General features: G+C 65.4%; 15 protein-coding genes. 4 read left to right on the forward strand and 11 right to left on the reverse strand.

What is annotated here, in order from left to right; translation table 11 throughout:
* Window positions 1-132 precede the first annotated feature (132 nt).
* The 6 genes from tuf to AVT10_RS07320 all read right to left on the reverse strand — a co-directional run bounded on the left by tuf (window position 133) and on the right by AVT10_RS07320 (window position 5,714).
* Window positions 133-1,326 (reverse strand): elongation factor Tu, encoded by a 1,194-nt coding sequence (gene tuf / locus AVT10_RS07295; RefSeq protein WP_066689629.1) that lies wholly within the window; start codon window positions 1,324-1,326, stop codon window positions 133-135.
* 204 nt (window positions 1,327-1,530) lie between these two features.
* Window positions 1,531-3,624: an elongation factor G gene (gene fusA, locus AVT10_RS07300; RefSeq protein ID WP_066689630.1), complete on the reverse strand. Its 2,094-nt coding sequence runs from the start codon at window positions 3,622-3,624 to the stop codon at window positions 1,531-1,533.
* A gap of 95 nt (window positions 3,625-3,719) precedes the next feature.
* Window positions 3,720-4,190, reverse strand: a complete 471-nt coding sequence (gene rpsG, locus AVT10_RS07305; RefSeq protein ID WP_066689748.1) for a 30S ribosomal protein S7 — start codon at window positions 4,188-4,190, stop codon at window positions 3,720-3,722.
* Between the two features lie 97 nt (window positions 4,191-4,287).
* Window positions 4,288-4,659 (reverse strand): 30S ribosomal protein S12, encoded by a 372-nt coding sequence (rpsL, locus tag AVT10_RS07310; RefSeq protein ID WP_066689749.1) that lies wholly within the window; start codon window positions 4,657-4,659, stop codon window positions 4,288-4,290.
* Between the two features lie 287 nt (window positions 4,660-4,946).
* Window positions 4,947-5,219, reverse strand: a complete 273-nt coding sequence (locus AVT10_RS07315) for a hypothetical protein (protein WP_066689631.1) — start codon at window positions 5,217-5,219, stop codon at window positions 4,947-4,949.
* A gap of 60 nt (window positions 5,220-5,279) precedes the next feature.
* Complete coding sequence (locus tag AVT10_RS07320; protein ID WP_164523813.1) at window positions 5,280-5,714, reverse strand: MAPEG family protein; 435 nt, start codon at window positions 5,712-5,714, stop codon at window positions 5,280-5,282.
* A gap of 69 nt (window positions 5,715-5,783) precedes the next feature.
* Here AVT10_RS07320 and AVT10_RS07325 point away from each other — a divergent pair, with 69 nt between their 5' ends.
* The gene (locus AVT10_RS07325; protein ID WP_066689633.1) at window positions 5,784-6,239 is read left to right on the forward strand and encodes a GFA family protein; all 456 of its coding nucleotides are present in this window, start codon (window positions 5,784-5,786) and stop codon (window positions 6,237-6,239) included.
* Window positions 6,240-6,283: 44 nt separating this feature from the next.
* Window positions 6,284-6,931: a peptidylprolyl isomerase gene (locus AVT10_RS07330; RefSeq protein WP_066689634.1), complete on the forward strand. Its 648-nt coding sequence runs from the start codon at window positions 6,284-6,286 to the stop codon at window positions 6,929-6,931.
* 119 nt (window positions 6,932-7,050) lie between these two features.
* On the opposite strand, the gene AVT10_RS07335 is transcribed toward AVT10_RS07330, so the two are convergent.
* From AVT10_RS07335 to AVT10_RS07355, 5 genes are all read right to left on the reverse strand, one after another.
* The gene (locus AVT10_RS07335; RefSeq protein WP_066689635.1) at window positions 7,051-7,677 is read right to left on the reverse strand and encodes a glutathione S-transferase family protein; all 627 of its coding nucleotides are present in this window, start codon (window positions 7,675-7,677) and stop codon (window positions 7,051-7,053) included.
* A gap of 44 nt (window positions 7,678-7,721) precedes the next feature.
* The gene (locus tag AVT10_RS07340) at window positions 7,722-8,594 is read right to left on the reverse strand and encodes a dienelactone hydrolase family protein (protein WP_066689636.1); all 873 of its coding nucleotides are present in this window, start codon (window positions 8,592-8,594) and stop codon (window positions 7,722-7,724) included.
* 111 nt (window positions 8,595-8,705) lie between these two features.
* Window positions 8,706-9,365, reverse strand: coding sequence for a DUF1013 domain-containing protein (locus AVT10_RS07345; RefSeq protein ID WP_198158527.1), 660 nt, complete (start codon window positions 9,363-9,365; stop codon window positions 8,706-8,708).
* Between the two features lie 107 nt (window positions 9,366-9,472).
* A complete protein-coding gene (locus AVT10_RS07350) occupies window positions 9,473-9,739 on the reverse strand; it encodes a hypothetical protein (RefSeq protein ID WP_066689638.1) in 267 nt (88 codons plus the stop codon).
* 75 nt (window positions 9,740-9,814) lie between these two features.
* Window positions 9,815-10,813 (reverse strand): NAD(P)H-quinone oxidoreductase, encoded by a 999-nt coding sequence (locus AVT10_RS07355; protein ID WP_232307922.1) that lies wholly within the window; start codon window positions 10,811-10,813, stop codon window positions 9,815-9,817.
* 65 nt (window positions 10,814-10,878) lie between these two features.
* On the opposite strand from AVT10_RS07355, the gene AVT10_RS07360 reads away from it, so the two are divergent.
* Both AVT10_RS07360 and clpA read left to right on the forward strand, forming a co-directional pair.
* The gene (locus AVT10_RS07360) at window positions 10,879-11,076 is read left to right on the forward strand and encodes a DUF1192 domain-containing protein (protein WP_066689639.1); all 198 of its coding nucleotides are present in this window, start codon (window positions 10,879-10,881) and stop codon (window positions 11,074-11,076) included.
* Between the two features lie 110 nt (window positions 11,077-11,186).
* Window positions 11,187-13,505, forward strand: a complete 2,319-nt coding sequence (clpA, locus tag AVT10_RS07365) for an ATP-dependent Clp protease ATP-binding subunit ClpA (RefSeq protein ID WP_066689640.1) — start codon at window positions 11,187-11,189, stop codon at window positions 13,503-13,505.
* Window positions 13,506-13,857: the final 352 nt, after the last annotated feature.

Genomic DNA, 13,857 nt, shown 5'->3' on the forward strand with positions numbered 1-13,857 from the left:
CGGGCCGTTGGGACGGCTCTTGATTAACAACGAATGGCTTAGTGAGCACCCCAGCTACAAGCGAGGCGCCCTCATAAAATAGCAAATGGCGGCCCCCGTCTCCGGGGACCGCCACCTGTTCGAGTCGCTATATTACTTGTCGATGCCGCTGACAACCCCTGCGCCGACGGTACGACCGCCTTCACGGATGGTGAAGCGCTGGCCGACGTCCATGGCGATCGGAGCGATCAGCTTCACGCCCAGCGCGACTTCGTCGCCCGGCATGACCATTTCGGTGCCTTCCGGCAGTTCGATGGTGCCGGTCACGTCGGTCGTGCGGAAGTAGAACTGCGGACGATAGTTGGCGAAGAACGGCGTGTGACGGCCACCTTCGTCCTTCGACAGCACGTACACCGACGACTGGAAGTCGGTGTGCGGCGTGATCGAGCCCGGCTTCGCCAGAACCTGACCACGCTCCACTTCGTCACGGGCGACGCCGCGGATCAGCGCGCCGATGTTGTCGCCGGCCTGGCCCTGATCGAGCAGCTTGCGGAACATTTCGACGCCGGTCACGACGGTCTTGCGGACCGATTCGTGGATGCCGACGATTTCGACTTCTTCGCCGACCTTCACAACGCCGGTTTCGACGCGGCCGGTGACCACGGTGCCGCGACCCGAGATCGAGAACACGTCTTCGATCGGCATCATGAACGGCTTGTCCAGCGGACGTTCCGGCTGCGGGATCGACTCGTCGACGGCCTTCATCAGCTCGAGGATCGCGTCCTGGCCGAGCTTCTGGTCCGAACCCGACAGGGCGCAGGTGGCCGAGCCACGGATGATCGGAATGTTGTCGCCGTCGAATTCACGCTTCGACAGCTCTTCGCGGATTTCCATTTCGACGAGTTCGAGGATTTCCTCGTCGTCGACCAGGTCGACCTTGTTCAGGAAGACGACCATGGTGGGAACGCCGACCTGCTTGGCGAGCAGGATGTGCTCCTTGGTCTGCGGCATCGGGCCGTCGGTGGCCGACACGACCAGGATCGCGCCGTCCATCTGCGCCGCGCCGGTGATCATGTTCTTCACATAGTCGGCGTGACCCGGGCAGTCGACGTGCGCATAGTGGCGGTTGGCGGTCTCATACTCGACGTGCGCGGTCGAGATGGTGATGCCGCGCTCGCGCTCTTCCGGAGCCTTGTCGATGTTGGCGAAGTCGACGGCGACGCCGCCCATCGTGTCCGCCAGCACCTTGGTGATCGCGGCCGTCAGCGAGGTCTTGCCGTGGTCGACGTGGCCGATGGTGCCGATGTTCAGGTGCGGCTTGTTCCGCTCGAATTTTGCCTTTGCCATTTTCCTACCTTCTGATTCGAATTCGGTGCCGCATCAGGGGCCACGCGAACGCGGCCCTTTAGCGGGTGTTGTTTCGTAATGCCAGCCCCCGAACCGGGGAGAGGACGACGAAGTAAATTCGCCGTCGGTCGGAGCGGTCGTGGGACCGCTCCGCCGGCCGGCCTTTCGGCGTCTCGGAGCTAAGCTGGCTTAGCCCCGTGCGCCTCAGGCCATCTTCGCCTTGACCTCATCCGCGACGTTCTGCGGCACTTCGTCATAGTGCGAGAACTGCATCGAGTATTGCGCGCGGCCCTGCGTGAACGAGCGGAGCTGGTTCACATAGCCGAACATGTTGGCGAGCGGGACCATCGCTTCGACGGTCTGCGCGTTGCCGCGGCTGTCGGTGCCCTGGATCTGGCCACGACGGCTGTTCATGTCGCCGATGACGTCGCCCAGATAGTCTTCCGGGGTCACGACCTCGACCTTCATGATCGGCTCGAGCAGCTTGATGCCGGCCTTCTGCGCCGCTTCGCGCATCGCGCCGCGGGCGCAGATTTCGAACGCCAGCGCCGACGAGTCGACGTCGTGGTACTTGCCGTCGATCAGGTGCACTTCGAAGTCGATGATCGGGAAGCCGATCAGCGAACCGGTCTGTGCCGTCTCGCGCATGCCCTTTTCCACCGACGGGATATATTCGCGCGGGATGTTGCCGCCCTTGATCTCGTCGAAGAACTGGTAGCCCGAACCACGCTCGCCGGGAACGACCTTGACCTTCACTTCGCCGAACTGGCCCGAACCACCCGACTGCTTCTTGTGGGTGTAGGTCAGCTCGACCGGCTTGGCGAGATATTCGCGATACGCCACCTGCGGCGCACCGACATTCGCTTCCACCTTGAATTCGCGCTTCATGCGATCGACGAGGATTTCGAGGTGAAGTTCACCCATGCCCTTGATGATCGTCTGGCCCGATTCATGGTCGGTCGACACACGGAACGAGGGGTCCTCGGCAGCCAGGCGGTTGAGCGCGATGCCCATCTTTTCCTGGTCCGCCTTGGTCTTCGGCTCCACCGACAGCTCGATCACGGGTTCCGGGAACTCCATGCGTTCCAGGATGATCGGGTTGGCCGGATCGCACAGCGTATCGCCGGTCGTCGTTTCCTTCAGGCCCGCGATGGCGACGATGTCGCCCGCACGCGCCTCGTCGATGTCCTCACGCGAGTTCGCGTGCATGAGGAGCATACGGCCGATCTTTTCCTTCTTGTCCTTCACCGAGTTCAGGTACGAACCCTTGGTGAGGGTGCCCGAATAGATGCGGGCGAAGGTCAGCGAGCCGACGAACGGATCGTTCATGATCTTGAACGCCAGCAGCGACAGCGGCGCGGTGTCCGACGCCGGACGCGAATCCGGGGTCTCGCCGTCGAGCTTCACGCCCTGCACGTCCGGAATGTCCAGCGGCGACGGCAGATAGTCGACGACCGCGTCAAGCAGCGGCTGCACGCCCTTGTTCTTGAACGCCGAACCGCACACGATCGGCACGAAGTTCATCGCCAGCGTCCCCTTGCGGATCAGCTTCTTGAGGTCGGCGACCGACGGCTCGTTGCCTTCGAGATAGGCTTCCATCAGGTCGTCGTCCTGCTCGACGGCCATTTCGATCAGGTCGCTGCGATACTTCGCAGCCTTTTCCTTCATGTCTTCCGGAATGTCCTGATATTCGAACTTCGCGCCCAGCGACTCTTCGAGCCAGATGATCGCGCGGTTCTCGACCAGGTCGACCAGGCCCTTGAAGCCGCCTTCGATACCGATCGGGAGATACAGGACCGCCGGACGCGCACCCAGACGCTCGATGATCGAATCGACGCAGAAATAGAAGTCGGCGCCGGTGCGGTCGAGCTTGTTGACGAAGCACATGCGCGGCACGCCGTACTTGTCGGCCTGACGCCACACGGTTTCCGACTGCGGCTCGACGCCGGCAACGCCGTCGAAACAGGCGACCGCACCGTCGAGCACGCGCAGCGAACGCTCGACTTCGATGGTGAAGTCGACGTGGCCGGGGGTGTCGATGATGTTGATCAGGTGCTCTTCACCCTTGCCCTCTTCCGCACGCCACTTGCAGGTGGTTGCCGCCGAGGTGATGGTGATGCCGCGTTCCTGCTCCTGCTCCATCCAGTCCATGGTGGCGGTGCCTTCGTGCACTTCGCCGATCTTGTAGGACTTGCCGGTGTAGTAAAGAATACGCTCGGTGGTGGTCGTCTTGCCGGCGTCGATGTGCGCCATGATGCCGATGTTACGATACCGTTCGAGCGGATGGCTGCGGGCCATGATCGTGCTTCCTTAGCAATGTGGGGAGCGAGGCATGACGCCCGCTCCCCACGATATAGGCGGTTAGTTCAGCGGTGAAAAGCCACCGCCTTTGCTTACCAGCGGTAGTGCGAGAAGGCGCGGTTCGCTTCCGCCATGCGGTGCGTGTCTTCGCGCTTCTTGACGGCGTTGCCGCGGTTGTTGGCAGCGTCCATCAGCTCACCCGACAGGCGCGCCGACATGGTGTTCTCGCTGCGGTTGCGGGCCGAGGCGATCAGCCAGCGGATGGCGAGTGCCTGGGCGCGTTCGAAGCGGACTTCGACCGGGACCTGGTAGGTCGCACCACCGACGCGGCGCGAACGCACTTCGATGTTCGGCTTCACGTTGTTCAGCGCATCGTGGAACACGCCCAGCGGATCGCGCTTCGCACGGGCTTCGACGGTTTCGAATGCCGAATAGACGATGCCTTCGGCGACGGACTTCTTGCCGTCCAGCATCACCGAATTCATGAACTTGGTCAGAACCTCATCCCCGTATACGGGATCAGGCAGGATTTCCCGCTTTTCGGGACGACGACGACGAGCCATCAGATATTCCTTCAATCTTCAGCCGGTTCCCGAACCTGTCGGGGGCTTACTGGGGGTAGATGGACCTCAGGCCGCGCAGAAGCTGCGCGGCACGGGATCACTTCGGACGCTTGGCGCCGTACTTCGAACGCGACTGGCGGCGATCCTTGACACCCTGCGTATCGAGCACGCCGCGCAGGACGTGGTAGCGAACGCCGGGAAGATCGCGCACACGACCGCCGCGGATCAGCACGACCGAGTGCTCCTGGAGGTTGTGGCCTTCACCCGGAATGTAGCTGATGACTTCGCGGCTGTTGGTCAGGCGGACCTTGGCCACCTTGCGCAGCGCCGAGTTCGGCTTCTTCGGGGTCGTCGTGTAGACGCGGGTGCAGACACCGCGCTTCTGCGGGTTCTGGTCCATCGCAGGGACCTTCGACTTGGCCTTCTGCGGTTCGCGGCCCTTGCGGACCAGCTGGTTGATCGTCGGCATGAAGCCCTTCACCTTATCTTGCGGTTACTTTGCCGGAGCCGTTCCTGTCAGAAATGCGCAAAGGCCACGTGGGCGCAAACCCTCGGGGCCGATGTCTCCAGCAATGTTCAGCTCTTTGAACCCACATGCAGGCCAGTGACGGCTACGACGCCGACCCAGCGGGACGCGCGGCCTATACCGATCCGCCCCCGCGCGGTCAATGGTGCTGGGCGGACACCCGAATGCCAAACGGACGGCAAGGCCCCTGCCCTGCCGTCCGCCGTCACAGCATTCCGATCGCCGGGCGATCAGTTCATGCTGTTGCCCATCGTCGCGTTCATCGCGTCGGGCGTGTTGCCCATCATCGCGTCGCCGGCGGTCGTGACCGAATTGGCTTCGGTCTCCATCGGATTGATCGCGATCATCTCGTTGCCGACCTCGCCGTCGTTGCGGAAGGCGGCATTGGCATAGACGTCGTTCGACACGACGTTCGCATCGTTGGTCGTCACGATTTCCTGTCCGCCGCACGCGCCGAGCAGCGCGACGAGTGGCAGGGCGGCAGCGGCGGCGAAACGGGTCATCGGTTTGTCTCCAGCGGTTCGGCGGTCCAACGTCGCGCGGTGCCGTCGCGTTCCGGTCCGTCAGCGCGCCGAGAAGCCGGTATCGATCGCAAAGCCGACCCACATCGCCGCCAGCACCGCATGCGACGCGACGAAGAACAGGAAGCGCGGCCGCACCCGGCCGTCGATATGCGCGATGCTGTGCCCGGCGCGCAGCGCGACATAGACCCAGGCGAGCGAAACCTGCGCCAGCGTCGCGAGCCCCGTGATCAGCAGCAGCGGGACCAGCGCGAAATAGAGGACCGGCATCTCGAACAGGTTGGCGAGATTGGCGGCGGGCCGTTCGACCGGGCGGAAATAGGCGCGACTCGCCTCGCTGTCGACTAAGTCGGTCGCGCGGGGCCGCTGCCGCCGCATATGGCCGAAGCGCGCCTGTACCAGCGTCAGGCTGACCAGAAAGATCAGCGCGACGAGCGCGAAGCTCGGCCACAGGATCGCCCGCGTCATCATCGTCATCACCCCCATTTGCCCGGCCCGCCGCACAACCTATACCGATGCGACCTGTTGCGCCAACGGAGCGATGCGATGCCCCCTGCCCTGCCGATCGACGGGAGCTGCCGCTGTGGCCGGGTGCACCTCCACATCGATGCCGCGCCGATGATGACGATGGCGTGCCATTGCCGCGGATGCCAGCGCATGTCCGGCAGCGCCTTCTCGTTGACGCTCGCGGTGCCGAGCGCCGCGCTGACCGTCACCGGCGATACCGTCATCGGCGGGCTGCATGGCGAACAGGTCCGCCACCATCATTGCGACCATTGCAAGGGCTGGCTGTTCACCCGCATCGAACCCGATCCCGGCTTCACCAATGTTCGTGTCGGCGTACTCGACCGGCCGGAAGCGTTCGCGCCGTTCATCGACACCTGCGTTGCCGAGGCGCTGCCCTGGGCGACGACGCCCGCGCGCCACCGCTATCCGGGCTTTCCGCCGCCCGAGGCGTTCGGCCCGCTGCTGGCGGAATATGCCGCGATGCGGACGGACTGACGCGGCGCTTCCGCCCGGCGGCGAGCGGCGATAGAAGCCGCTCCATGCGTATCCTGTTCGCCCTGTTGCTGATGGCGCTCGCGCCCGCCGCCCACGCCCAGTCCGCCACCCGCGCCGCGCCGGGCTATGTCCGGGTGAAGATCGACACCAATGTCGGGTCGATCATCGTCGCGCTGGACGTCAAACGCGCGCCGGCGACGTCGAAGAACTTCCTCGCCTATGTCGATGACGGTCGGTTCGACGATACCGACTTCTACCGTTCGGCGCGGCGCAAGGCCGATCCGAAGCTGGGCTTCATCCAGGGTGGCATCCGCACCGATGCCCGCCGCATCCTGCCGCCCTTTCCGCACGAACGGACCGACCGCACCGGCGTGAAACATGTCGACGGCGCGATCTCGATGGCGCGGCGCCCCGAGGCCAATTCGGCGGGCGGCAATTTCGTGCTGCTGGTCGGCGCGATGCCCAGCATGGACGCGAAGGACGACTTCGCCGGCTATGCCGCGTTCGGCCGGGTCGTCGGCGGCATGGACGTGGTCAAGCGCATCCTCGCCAGGCCGACCGGCGGCGGATCGGACGCGATGAAGGGGCAGATGATCCTCGACCCCATCCGCATCCTGCGCGCCCGGCGACTGGACGGAAAGCCGCAGCCGACCGGCCAGCCGAAGGTGTGGCTGATCGGCGTGCGGCGGTAGTTGGACCGACGCCCGTTGCAAATCGTCGCCCCAGCGAAGGCTGGGGCCTCCCGCGGCGAGGCGCGCGCGCCTTTACCGGGAGATTCCAGCCTTCGCTGGAATGACGTACTGGTCGATACTCACCCCGCCGCCTGCATCTCCGCCATCGCCGCATCGTCCAGCTCGCTCGCCCGGACATGCGCCGGACGGTCGGCCAGCCGGGCGGCATAGGCCAGGAACGCATCGCGCTTCGGCAGCGTACCGAACTGCGTCCCCCACATCACCTGCGACCCGACATAGACATCGGCGGCGGTGAAGCGGTCGCCCGCGATATAGGGGTGCGCCGACACCGCCGCCTCCAGCACGTCGACCACCCGGTCGTAATCGCCATAGCCGACCATCCGCTGCTGATCGTCGGTTGGCACGACGCCCAGCGAGCGGTTGGTGACCGCCTGCTCGACCGGCCCCGCCGCGAAGAACAGCCAGCGATAATAATCGGCATGTTCGCCCGCGACCGGTGCAAGACCGGCGTCGGGAAAGGCATCGGCAAGATAGGCGCAGATCGCGGCACATTCGGTGACGACATGACCGTCATGGACGATCGCCGGCACCTTCCCCATCGGGTTGATTGCCAGATAGGCGTCGGCCTTCATCGTCCCGCCATAGCCGAGCATCTCGACATCATAGTCCGCGCCAACCTCCTCCACCATCCAGCGCGCGATCCGCCCGCGCGACATCGGGTTGGTGTACAGCGTCAGTCCGGCCATGGGGCATCTCCTCCAAATCATTGGAACGAAGGTGGAACATCTACCTATTTGGCGTCAAGCTCGTGACGCAGAAAGGCGATGGTCCGATCCCAGGCCAGTTTCGCCGCAGCAGCATCGTAGCGCATCGCAGAGGTGTCGTTGTTGAACGCATGGTCGACCCCGGGATAGACATGCGTCGTCGCGGTCTTGCCGGCCTTGCGCAGCGCCTCGCCCCACGGGATCGCCGTCGCATTCACCCGCGCATCCTTCTCCGCCAGCTGCAGCATCATCGCCGCGCGCACCTTCGGCGCTTCGGCCGGATCGGGGGCCGGCCCGTAATAGCTGACTCCGGCCGACAGCAGCGGATCGGCCACCGCCAGCCGGTTGACGAACGCCCCGCCCCAGCAAAATCCGACCGCGCCGGTCTTCAGTCCCCGGCGCTCACCCCGCGCCTTGGCGAGATACGCCCTCGCCTGCGCGAGCGCGACGTCATAATCGATCGTGCCGATCATCGCGCGGGCCTTGTCCTCGTCGGCTGGCGTGCCGCCCTGCGGCGCGAGCAGATCGGGGGCAATCACCCGGAAGCCGGCCAGCGCGACCCGTCGCGCGACATCCTCGATATGGGCGTTGAGCCCGCGATTTTCGTGGATGACCAGCACCAGCGGCAGCTTGCCGCCGCCCTTGGGCGCTGCGAAATAGGCGGTGGCGGGATGCCCCGCCTCGGTCCCGCTCGCCTTCGCGACATCGAGCCGGCCGTCACTCGCCGCGACCTGCTGCGCGGCGGCGGGCGACGCGGCGATGCCGGCGATCAGCGCCTCGGCGGCGGCCGCCGATCCGGCGAGTGCGACCATCTGCGCCATGAAGGTGCGGCGGTCGTGATGCTCATGGGTGAAGGCGTCGTACAGCGCGATGGCGCGGGCGTTCAGGTCGTCGGACATGGGCATGGCACTCCGCTTCGGAAGGGTGCAGCCTAAGCCATTGCCGCCGATACGCAAACGGCCCGGCCATCGCGGGATGGCTGGGCCGGCAATGCCTTCGGGTGAAGCGTATCAGCGCTTGAACGGGTCGAAGAAGCTCGACGGCTCGGCCGATTCGCCGCGCTCGGCCAGTTCGGCGTCGCGCGCCGCCTGGGTCCGCTCGTTGCGCAGCTGTTCGATCAGCGCCTCGCGGTCCCCTTCCAGCCGTGTGTCGGTCGGTGCCTCGATGCCGGCGGCCTTCGCCGCCTTGCCGACCAGCGCGTCGAGCTCGCGCTGCGAACACAGGCCCAGCGTCACCGGGTCCTTCGGCGTGATGTTGGCGATGTTCCAATGCGTCCGGTCGCGGATCGCGGCGATGGTGGTGCGGGTCGTGCCGATCAGCTTGCCGATCGCGCCGTCGCTGATTTCCGGGTGGTTGCGGATGATCCAGGCGATGCCGTCCGGCTTGTCCTGCCGCTTGCTGACCGGGGTGTAGCGCGGCCCCTTGGTCCGGCGGACCTGCTCGGGACCCTTCTGCATCACCAGGCGGTAATCGGGGTTCTTCTGCCCCTTCTCGATCTCTTCCATCGTCAGTTCGTGCGCGCGCACCGGGTCGCGACCGGTCAGCTTGGTCGCGGCGGTGTCGTCGGCGATCGCCTGCACCTCGAGGACGTGCAGGCCGCAGAAATCGGCAATCTGCGGAAAGGACAAGGCGGTATTGTCGACCAGCCAGGAAGCGGTCGCGTGCGGCATCAGCGGCTGGGCCACGACGGGTCTCCGAAATAGAAAGGGCCGCCCAAACCGGGCGGCCACGTTGGGTCCGATGTAGTCCGGGCAGCCGAACTAGGCAAGACCGCCGTTCAGCGGGGGCACAGGTCGTACAACCGGACCCGCTGGGCACGCGTCATCCGGTCGCGCAGTTGCCATAGCTGCGCGCAATCCGCCTCGTGCTTCCTCTGGGCGGCACTCTTGGGCGGAACACCCCGCCGCAACCGCGCGGCGTCCCGCTCGGCGTGGCCGCGCATGGTGGCAGACAGCAACTGTCCCTGTGCGGTCACGACCGGGTCCATCTGTGCCGCCGCCGGAACTGCGCTCGCCATCGCAACCAGGCCGAGGATCGTTCGCATCACCACTCTCCCAAAGGAATGGCGATCGACTACCGCGGCCGACCCCGGCCCGCAGCAGCACCGCGTCGGACCGGTCTATTCTAGGGTCAGCACGATCTTCCCGACATGATCGCCCGCTTCCATCCGGCGATGCGCATCGGCGGCTTGTTCCAGCGGGAAAGTCCGGTCCATGACCGGGCGCAGCCGCCCTTCGGCGACGTGCGGCCACACCGTGCGCGACAATTCGTCGGCGACCATTTCCTTGAACGCCGCATCGCGCGGGCGCAGCGTCGATCCGGTCAGCGTCAGGCGGCGGCGCATGATATCCCATAGCGGCACCGTGGCGCTCGCCCCGCCCTGCACCGCGATCGAGACGTGGCGACCATCCTCGGCCAGGCACTTGATGTTGCGCGGCACATAGTCGCCGCCGACCATGTCGAGCACGACGCTGACGCCCTTCCCGCCGGTGATCTCCGCCACCCGCTCGACGAAATCCTCGGTGCGGTAGTTGATCGCATGTGCCGCCCCCAGATCGCGGGCGGCCTTCGCCTTCGCATCGCTGCCAACGGTGACGATGACGGTCAGCCCGAACAGCTTGCCGAGCAGGATCGCCATGGTGCCGATGCCGCTGGTGCCGCCATGGACCAGCACGCTGTCGCCCTCCGCCGCGTAGCCGCGCTCGAACAAGTTGGTCCACACGGTGAACAAGGTTTCGGGCAGCGCCGCCGCCTCGACCATCGACAGCCCGTCGGGCACCGGCAGGCACTGCCCGGCCGGCACCGCGACATACTCGGCATAGCCGCCGCCCGCGAGCAGCGCACAGACCGGCTGCCCCACCAGATGCGCGTCACCCTCGTCGCCGACCGCGACGACATGGCCTGCGACCTCCAGCCCGGGGATGCTCGGCGCGCCGGGCGGCGGGGCATAGCCGCCGGTGCGTTGCAGGACGTCGGGGCGATTGACGCCGGCCGCGGCCACCCGGATAAGCACCTCGCCGGGACCCGGCCGCGGGGTCGGGCGATCGACGACGACCAGCACCTCCGGACCTCCGGCTTCCGTCGGATCGATCGCACGCATCGCCGCTGGTACGTCCATAACGCTCATCCCCCTGTCTCCGGCGTTATTGACATCGCCAGCCGTAGGGTCAACGCTGCATCGTGATGGAACCCGACGAAAATGTTAACCATGTTCGTGGCAACCTGCTGGCCATGGTGCTCGCCGAGGATCTGGACCCGCTGTCGGTCGACGAACTGACGAAGCGTATCGCCGCGCTGGAGCGCGAGATCGAGCGATGCCGCGCGCGGATCGAGCGAGCCAATAGCCACCGTGCCAGCGCCGACGCGCTGTTCCGGTCATGAGATGTTCCGCCCCGCTTGATGCCGGGCGGCGGCATACCGACATTGGGGGAGACCCGGGATACCGGGACGCAGGGCCGGCGCGTTCTCGCCGGCCGACCGGAGTGAACTGAATGCCATCCTTCGCATCCGCACTGGAATCCACGCTGCACAAGGCGCTCGAGGCCGCATCCTCGCGCCGGCACGAATATGCGACGCTCGAACACCTCCTGTTCGCGCTGACCGACGATGTCGATGCGGCCAAGGTGATGACCGGCTGCGGCGTCGACCTCGACGAACTGCGCGCGACCGTCGCCCATTATCTCGACACCGAACTCGACACGTTCAAACTCGACGCCGCGACCGACCCCTCGCCGACCAGCAGCTTCCAGCGCGTCGTGCAGCGCGCGATCCTGCACGTGCAGTCGTCGGGCCGTGACGAAGTGACTGGTGCCAATGTGCTGGTCGCGATGTTCAGCGAGCGCGAGACCTATGCCGTCTATTTCCTGCAACAGCAGGATATGAGCCGCCTCGATGCCGTCAGCTTCATCAGCCACGGCGTCGGCAAGGGCGGATCGACCGCCACCGAAACCCCCGCGCCCAAGGGTGCCGAGGAAAAGGAAAGCCCCAAGGCTGCCGATAAGGGCAAGAACGAGAGCGCGCTCAAGCAGTTCTGCGTCGACCTGAACGAGAAGGCGAAGACCGGCAAGGTCGACCCGCTGATCGGCCGGTCGGCCGAGGTCGACCGCACCGTGCAGATTCTCTGCCGCCGTTCGAAGAACAACCCGCTCTATGTGGGCGACCCCGGCGTCGGCAAGACCGCCATCGCCGAAGGCCTCGCGCGCAAGATCGTCGAGGGCGACGTGCCCGAAGTGCTGCTGCCTGCGGTGATCTATTCGCTCGACATGGGCGCGCTGCTCGCCGGCACCCGCTATCGCGGCGATTTCGAGGAACGGCTGAAGCAGGTCGTGACCGAGCTGGAAAAACTGCCCCACGCGGTCCTCTTCATCGACGAAATTCACACCGTCATCGGCGCCGGCGCGACCAGCGGCGGGGCGATGGACGCGTCGAACCTGTTGAAGCCCGCGCTGTCGGGCGGACAGATTCGCTGTATCGGCTCGACGACCTACAAGGAGTTCCGCAACCACTTCGAAAAGGATCGCGCGCTGCTGCGCCGGTTCCAGAAGATCGACGTGAACGAACCCTCGGTCGAGGATACGATCAAGATCCTGACCGGCCTGCGCACGGCGTTCGAGGAGCATCACAAGGTCAAGTACACCCCCGATTCGATCAAGTCGGCGGTGGAATTGTCGGCGCGCTACATCAACGACCGCAAGCTGCCCGACAAGGCGATCGATGTGATCGACGAGGTCGGCGCGATGCAGATGCTGGTGCCGGCGCCCAAGCGGAAGAAGACGATCACCGCCAAGGAGATCGAGGCGGTCATCGCGACGATGGCCCGCATCCCGCCAAAGACCGTGTCGACCGACGATACCCGCGTGCTCGCCAATCTCGAACTCGACCTCAAGCGGGTGGTGTTCGGGCAGGACGACGCGATCAAGGCGCTGTCCTCGGCGATCAAGCTGTCGCGCGCCGGCCTGCGTGACCCCGACAAGCCGATCGGCAACTATCTCTTCACCGGCCCCACCGGCGTCGGCAAGACCGAGGTCGCGCGTCAGCTGTCGGAGATCATGGGCATTCCGCTCCAGCGCTTCGACATGTCCGAATATATGGAGCGCCATTCGGTCAGCCGGCTGATCGGTGCCCCTCCGGGCTATGTCGGCTATGACCAGGGCGGCCTGCTGACCGACGCGATCGACCAGCAGCCGCATTGCGTGCTGCTGCTCGACGAGATCGAGAAGGCGCATCCCGACCTGTTTAACATCCTGTTGCAGGTGATGGACAACGGCAAGCTGACCGACCACCACGGCAAGACCGTCGATTTCCGCAACGTCATCCTGATCATGACGACCAATGCGGGCGCATCGGACATGGCCAAGGAATCGATCGGCTTCGGCCAGATCGACCGCGAGGACGTGCAGGAGGAAGCGGTGAAGAAGCTCTTCACCCCCGAATTCCGCAACCGCCTCGATGCGATCGTGCCGTTCGGCTATCTGCCGCCGGAAGTCGTCGCGCGCGTCGTGGACAAGTTCATCCTCCAGCTCGAACTCCAGCTGGCCGATCGCGGCGTCCATATCCATCTGGACGACGAAGCGAAGACGTGGCTGACCGAGCGCGGCTATGACAAGCTCTACGGCGCACGGCCGATGGGCCGCCTGATCCAGGACAAGATCAAGCAGCCGCTGGCCGAGGAGCTGCTGTTCGGCAAGCTCGTCCATGGCGGCGAGGTGAAGGTCCGGTTGAAGGACAATGCCCTCGCCTTCGAAATGACCCCCGCCGCGCCCAAGAAACCGCGCAAGGGCGGCAAGACCAAGGCCGCCGCCGGCGCCTGACACGACTCCGCCCCGTAGAGCGATCTACGGGGCGGTTTTCGTTTAGATCCAATGACATGAACTCTACCCGTTTGTGCTGAGTAGGGGCTGAGCTTGTCGAAGACCCGTATCGAAGCATCTGTGGCAGTCCTTCGATACGCCCCTTCGCCAAGCTCCAGCGGCTACTCAGGACGAACGGCTATGCCTGAAGTCATCATGCTCTAAGGCCGGATGCCACCTGCTCGCGTCATCCCGGCGAAGGCTGGGGTCCTTCCTGCGTTAGCGCAAAACGATCGCCCACGATGACCCTTTCCTACAATTCGCGGCATCGTCATGATCGCTGGCGCTCTTTCCAACGGAACACGCCACGCCG

Origin of the sequence: Sphingomonas hankookensis (genome assembly GCF_001619955.1) — a bacterium.
Classification (GTDB): domain Bacteria; phylum Pseudomonadota; class Alphaproteobacteria; order Sphingomonadales; family Sphingomonadaceae; genus Sphingomonas; species Sphingomonas hankookensis_A.

What these genes read in the sequence shown, in the direction of transcription:
- AVT10_RS07330 (WP_066689634.1), top strand. Translation starts at nt 6,284, where the DNA reads ATGCGTATCCTGTTCGCCCTGTTGCTGATGGCGCTCGCGCCCGCCGCC.
- fusA (WP_066689630.1), bottom strand. Translation starts at nt 3,624, where the DNA reads ATGGCCCGCAGCCATCCGCTCGAACGGTATCGTAACATCGGCATCATG.
- AVT10_RS07325 (WP_066689633.1), top strand. Translation starts at nt 5,784, where the DNA reads ATGCCCCCTGCCCTGCCGATCGACGGGAGCTGCCGCTGTGGCCGGGTG.
- AVT10_RS07340 (WP_066689636.1), bottom strand. Translation starts at nt 8,594, where the DNA reads ATGTCCGACGACCTGAACGCCCGCGCCATCGCGCTGTACGACGCCTTC.
- AVT10_RS07355 (WP_232307922.1), bottom strand. Translation starts at nt 10,813, where the DNA reads ATGGACGTACCAGCGGCGATGCGTGCGATCGATCCGACGGAAGCCGGA.
- AVT10_RS07360 (WP_066689639.1), top strand. Translation starts at nt 10,879, where the DNA reads ATGGAACCCGACGAAAATGTTAACCATGTTCGTGGCAACCTGCTGGCC.
- AVT10_RS07350 (WP_066689638.1), bottom strand. Translation starts at nt 9,739, where the DNA reads ATGCGAACGATCCTCGGCCTGGTTGCGATGGCGAGCGCAGTTCCGGCG.
- AVT10_RS07315 (WP_066689631.1), bottom strand. Translation starts at nt 5,219, where the DNA reads ATGACCCGTTTCGCCGCCGCTGCCGCCCTGCCACTCGTCGCGCTGCTC.
- rpsG (WP_066689748.1), bottom strand. Translation starts at nt 4,190, where the DNA reads ATGGCTCGTCGTCGTCGTCCCGAAAAGCGGGAAATCCTGCCTGATCCC.
- AVT10_RS07335 (WP_066689635.1), bottom strand. Translation starts at nt 7,677, where the DNA reads ATGGCCGGACTGACGCTGTACACCAACCCGATGTCGCGCGGGCGGATC.
- rpsL (WP_066689749.1), bottom strand. Translation starts at nt 4,659, where the DNA reads ATGCCGACGATCAACCAGCTGGTCCGCAAGGGCCGCGAACCGCAGAAG.
- AVT10_RS07320 (WP_164523813.1), bottom strand. Translation starts at nt 5,714, where the DNA reads ATGACGATGATGACGCGGGCGATCCTGTGGCCGAGCTTCGCGCTCGTC.
- clpA (WP_066689640.1), top strand. Translation starts at nt 11,187, where the DNA reads ATGCCATCCTTCGCATCCGCACTGGAATCCACGCTGCACAAGGCGCTC.
- AVT10_RS07345 (WP_198158527.1), bottom strand. Translation starts at nt 9,365, where the DNA reads ATGCCGCACGCGACCGCTTCCTGGCTGGTCGACAATACCGCCTTGTCC.
- tuf (WP_066689629.1), bottom strand. Translation starts at nt 1,326, where the DNA reads ATGGCAAAGGCAAAATTCGAGCGGAACAAGCCGCACCTGAACATCGGC.